The sequence below is a fragment of the Candidatus Margulisiibacteriota bacterium genome, from assembly GCA_028706105.1.
Classification (GTDB): Bacteria; Margulisbacteria; Riflemargulisbacteria; order GWF2-35-9; family DYQY01; genus DYQY01.
In genome coordinates this window covers 1-5,527 of sequence record JAQWCF010000100.1, presented here as the reverse complement: position 1 = coordinate 5,527, position 5,527 = coordinate 1, and the positions used below count along the sequence as shown (strand labels likewise).

Genomic DNA, 5,527 nt, shown 5'->3' with positions numbered 1-5,527 from the left:
CCCATTTAACTCTTTTTATCTAGTCTCCTTTTTATTTCTATTATCTTTTTGAAATATTCCTTGCCCATGCTAAGCAGCTTTTTTACCCTTAAATCAGGGATACCATGTTTAGGTATACACACAAAAATTGTTGCTCTAAGATTTCTCAATCCATTAAACCGTGATAGAATTGTTTATTAAATAGGAGGCGATGAATTTAAATGAAAGTTAATGATCTTAAAAAAGAAGGCAGTTTAGTTACATTAGAGTTGGAAGAAAATTATTCAGAACTTTCCAGTTATGTTGATATTAAGTATAAAAAAGAAGTAAAGAATCTTAAAATCCCTGGGTTTAGAAAAGGTAAGGCACCTAAAGGTATTTTCATTAGTTATTATGGTAAAGAAAAACTAGATTTTGATGCATTGATTGATATGCTTAATGCAAAATACCCTACGATTGTTCAAGAAAACAAGTTGGAAGTTATCGATCAGCCTAAAGATTTTGATATTATTCAATTAGAAGAAGATAAACCAATTAAAGTTAAGTTATCTGTTGAAGTAAAGCCAGAAGCAAAGATATCCAAATATAAGGGACTAAAATTAGAAAAAGAACTTGTAAAGGTAACTGATGCAGATGTGCAGGCTGAACTAGAAGCTTTAGCGGATAAGCATATAGAATATGATTTTGATGATGGAGCCAAGATAAAAGAAGGAGATTTAATTACCGCTAACATCAAAGCAGTAATCGGTTCAGAAGAATATGCTCCTTGGACAAGAGAAAGTGATGTATTTAAAGCAGGAAAAAGTATTATTGGACCTAAGTTTGACGAGGCTATTTATGGACTAAAGGCTAATGACGAAAAGACTTTCTCCATAGAATTTCCTAAAGACGCACCCAATAAAGATATCGCACACAAAGCAGTTGAATTCACTGTAGTAATAAATAAAGTGAAATCAGCAAAAGTACCTAAAATTACCGATGAATTTATTGCTGAACAAACAGAAAGCATGTCTTTGGCTGACTTTAAAAAAGAAACAGAAGAAAAGCTAAGAGCGAACATGGAGCTTGCTTCAGAAAATAAATTAAAAGAAGACGTTTCTAAATGGGTAATCGAAAATGTGAAAGTTGATGTTCCTCGAGTAATGATTGAAAGAGAAATAGATTATTTAATCAAGAGGATGGAAAATGGTCTGCGCATGTACAATATGGGAATTGAGAGTTATCTCAATATTGTTCAAAAGTCTATTGATGACCTTCGTAAGGATTATGAAAAAGAAGCAACAGACACAGTGCAATTAAGATTAGGGTTGGAAGCGATTGCTAGTCTTGAGGAAATTAAAGCAACAGACAAGGACATTGAGGAAGAGATTGAAGAGTCAATAAAAGACCAAAAAGATGAATCAATTAAGGCTGATTACCGTAAGCAATTAGAGTCAGTACGAGAAAATATTGCTGAATCAGTAATCAATAAAAAGGTTATTGATTTTTTACTTGAAAACGCCAAGATAAAGAAAAAAAATAAATAGAAGAGGAGTGACAGTATGAATTTAGTGCCTATGGTCATTGAGCAAACTGGAAGAGGAGAACGTTCTTACGATATTTATTCACGTTTACTGAAAGAGAGAATTATTTTTGTAGGCGGAGAGATTAATGATGACACAGCTGATTTAATAGTATCTCAATTGCTTTTTCTAGAGGCAGAGAATCCAGAAAAAGATGCGTTTATGTATGTGAACAGTCCAGGTGGAGTTGTAACTGCTGGCTTAGCTATTTACGATACGATGAGATATATCAAAACTCCAGTGTCTACTATTTGTTTAGGTCAGGCAGCTAGTATGGGTGCAATTTTATTAACAGCTGGAGCTAAGGGCAAAAGATATGCATTGCCAAGCTCAAGAATAATGATTCATCAGCCGTTAGGAGGAGCTCAAGGTCAAGCTACTGATATTGAAATCCAAACTAAAGAAATTTTAAGATTAAAACAGTATTTAAATGAGATTTTGGTTGAGCAAACAGGACAGCCAATGGACATTATTAAAAAAGATACTGATAGAGACTTTTTCTTGTCTGCACAAGAAGCTGTGACCTATGGCTTAATTGACGAAGTTTTAGTTCCTAAGGTTTAATAATGGCAAAAAAAGACAAAAAGATTTGTATTTTTTGTGGTGTTACAGAGCAAGAAGCTGATTATTTCTTTAAAAGTGATTTTGAAGGATATGAAGATAATTATATTTGTGATAAATGCTTAGAAGCTGGTCACGAGATAATCAATCAAGCAACAGCAGGCAAAGATTTTGAATTAAAAGTAGTGAAGCCTAAAGAAATCAAAAAATATTTAGACCAGTACATTATTGGTCAAGATAGAGGTAAGAAAATTATTTCTGTGGCGGTGTATAATCATTACAAGCGGCTACTACATGTTTCCAAAGCACTTAGTAATGATGTAGAAATCCAAAAGTCAAACATTCTGTTGGTGGGACCAACTGGTTCAGGGAAAACTTTGTTTGCTCAGGTTTTAGCTAAATTACTTGATGTTCCATTTACCATAGCAGATGCGACGACCTTAACGGAGTCAGGATACGTTGGCGAAGATGTAGAGTCTGTTATTTTTAGATTATTGCAGATTGCTGACGATGATATTGAGAAAGCAGAAAAAGGAATAATCTACATTGATGAGATAGATAAGATTTCTAGATTGAGTGAAAATCGCTCGATTACTAGGGATGTTTCTGGTGAGGGTGTTCAGCAATCCTTACTTAAGTTGTTAGAGGGAACTGTTGTGAATGTTCCAATGCATCCAGGAAGAAAACATCCACATGATGATTTTGTTCAAGTTGATACTAAGAATATTCTCTTTATTTGTGGCGGTGCTTTTGACGGTTTAGATGAAATTATTGAGAAGAGGATGAATAAAGGCGTTATTGGATTTTTAAGTGGAGATGGTGTGGATGAAAAGGAACAAAAACAAGTAGAAACAGAAGACCTGATAAAATATGGAATTATTCCAGAGCTAGTTGGTAGGCTACCAATGATTTGTTCTTTGGAGGCGTTAACGGAAGAAGAAATGGTGCAGATTTTAACTGAACCTAAGAACGCTTTGGTCAAACAGTATAAGAAATTAATGGAATATGATAATGTAGAATTAGATTTTACTGCAGATGCATTGAAAGTAATTGCGAGATTGGCAGTTGATAAAAAGATGGGGGCAAGGGCTTTAAGGGCAATCACTGAGCAATTGATGTTGGAGTATATGTACGATATTCCAGATAACGAAAAGAGTACTAAGACCGTGAAGATAAAAATAACAGAGAAAGATATCCTAGGCAAGTTCCCCAAAGCAGAGAAGCTAGGGAAAAATGTGGCATAAGAAATATCCATTAATACCGTTAAAAAATATAGTAATATTTCCTAATATCATTGTCCCTATTTTCGTGGGCAGAGACATTTCTTTGCAGGCATTGTTAAGTGTTGTCAAAAATCAAGCCAGCAAGACCAAAGAAATCGTTTTTGTTTTACAATCGGGGGGTCAAGATGACCCTTCTGGCGAAGACTTGTATGGTATAGGTATTTTAGCAGACCTCACAAACATAAAGAGGCTGGATAAGAGTACTTACAAAGTTTTAGTTAATGGTATGCAGAGGGTCACGTGGAAGCATTTAGAGAATAATGGTAAGTTTTTTAGTGTTAAACCTATTATATTAGATACTGTAGATACTTTAACCCAAGAACAAAAAGAGGTTTATCAAAACAAAATTTCTATGACCTTAAAAAAATATTTAACGTTGCATAAAAATATTTCAGCAAAGATTATTCAGGAAATGATTGAAGGTTCCTCACTTGAGCAGATGATTTATGTTGTTACTCATTTTTTAATGCTTCAGGTTGATAAAAAACAGAGAGTTTTAGAAGAGAATAATTTACAAATTAGAGCAGATATTTTGTTGGATTTATTGGAAGCAGAGACAGAAATAACGGAACTGGAAGATAATTTACATGTTGCAGTTAAAGAAAGAGTAGAGAAAAGCCAAAAGGAATTTTATCTAAAGGAAAAAATAAAAGCTATTCAGGAACAATTGGGTTCAGGTAGTGAATATATTGATGAAGTAAACGATTATAAAGAAAAAATAGAGGCTTCTCGTATGCCTGACGAAGTTAAAAAGAAGGCACTAAGAGAAGTAGGTAAATTAAGAAATTTATCTAATATTTCAGCTGAAGCTGGGATTGTTAAGGGTTATTTAGAGTGGTTATTGGAAGTTCCTTGGGTAGTAAGCTTTAACAAGGATGACTTAGACATTAATTCTTGTCGTCGGTTATTAAACTTAAATCATTATGGTTTAGATAAGGTAAAAGAGAGAATAATTGAGTTTTTGGGGGTAGTTAAATTAACAGGTAATGTGCAAGGTTCCATTTTGTGTTTAGCAGGACCAAGTGGTGTTGGCAAAACGAGTATTGTCAAATCAATAGCTCAAGCAATGGGTAAAGATTTTTTTAAGATTTCACTTGGTGGATTAAATGATGAATCAGAATTAAGAGGTCATCGAAGGACTTATGTTGGAGCTATGCCCGGGCGGATAGTTCAAGCGCTTCACTCCACAGGAACTAACGATACAGTAATACTTTTGGATGAGATAGACAAAATTTCCACTAGACTTAACAGCAATCCTTCGGCCGTGCTTCTGGAAATTTTAGATTCGGAGCAAAACAAACAATTTTATGATTATTATTTAGAGGTTCCCTATGACCTTAGCAATGTCCTTTTTGTCGCAACAGCAAACAATGTACAAGATATCCCTTCGCCTTTGCTTGATAGGATGGAGGTTATTAAGATTAGTGGATATTCTTTGGAGGAAAAGAAAAATATTGTTAAAGAACATCTGTGGCCAAAATTAGTTAAAGCACACGGACTAGATGTTAATGATCTTGAAATATCCGAAGCAGCGATAATAGAAATAATAATCAAATTCACAAATGAGTCAGGATTAAGGCAGTTGGAACGAGAGTTGTCGACGATTATTAGAAAAATGGTTTTGGAAAAATTGGCTACAAATAAGAAAATGAAAATAACCATGAAAATGGTAGGTGAGTTATTAGGGTTTTCCAAATACGCCTATAGTAACATCCCTGATAAGCCAACCGTGGGTACGGCGATTGGTTTAGCTTATACTGAACGGGGTGGGGCAGTCATGCCGATAGAGGTTTCTGTTTTTAAAGGTAGCGGAGAGCTAAAGCTTACAGGCAAAATGGGTGAAGTGATGCAGGAATCAGCACAGGCAGCTATAAGTTATGTGCGTTTTGTTTCAGAGCAGTTGGGCGTAAAGGGAACATTTTATAAAGAGCTAGATATTCATATTCATGTTCCTGAAAATGCAGTACCCAAGGATGGCCCTTCGGCTGGTGTGACTATTGCTGTTGCTTTGATTTCGGCGTTAAAGGGAGAGAGCGTTAATAATAATGTAGCAATGACAGGAGAGATTTCCTTGCATGGTAAAATTTTGCCAGTTGGTGGACTTAGAGAGAAGCTAATGGCAGCTGAACAAAACTCTATTAA

At 34.8% G+C, this 5,527-nt stretch carries 4 protein-coding genes; all 4 read left to right on the top strand.

The features are described from left to right. The first annotated feature begins 200 nt into the window (after positions 1-200). Positions 201-1,505, top strand: coding sequence for a trigger factor (tig, locus tag PHF25_08540; protein MDD4528060.1), 1,305 nt, complete (start codon positions 201-203; stop codon positions 1,503-1,505). 15 nt (positions 1,506-1,520) lie between these two features. Further along, positions 1,521-2,105 carry an ATP-dependent Clp endopeptidase proteolytic subunit ClpP gene (gene clpP, locus PHF25_08535; protein MDD4528059.1) on the top strand — a complete coding sequence of 195 codons (585 nt, stop codon included), beginning with the start codon at positions 1,521-1,523 and terminating at the stop codon, positions 2,103-2,105. Positions 2,106-2,107: 2 nt separating this feature from the next. Continuing rightward, on the top strand, positions 2,108-3,346 hold the full coding sequence (clpX, locus tag PHF25_08530) for an ATP-dependent Clp protease ATP-binding subunit ClpX (GenBank protein ID MDD4528058.1): 1,239 nt from the start codon (positions 2,108-2,110) through the stop codon (positions 3,344-3,346). After that, the coding region (gene lon / locus PHF25_08525; GenBank protein ID MDD4528057.1) for an endopeptidase La at positions 3,336-5,527 on the top strand (2,192 nt) is incomplete at its 3' end. The genes clpX and lon, both read left to right, overlap by 11 nt.

Coding starts and splice junctions, on each gene's coding strand:
- tig (MDD4528060.1), top strand. CDS start 201: ATGAAAGTTAATGATCTTAAAAAAGAAGGCAGTTTAGTTACATTAGAG.
- clpP (MDD4528059.1), top strand. CDS start 1,521: ATGAATTTAGTGCCTATGGTCATTGAGCAAACTGGAAGAGGAGAACGT.
- clpX (MDD4528058.1), top strand. CDS start 2,108: ATGGCAAAAAAAGACAAAAAGATTTGTATTTTTTGTGGTGTTACAGAG.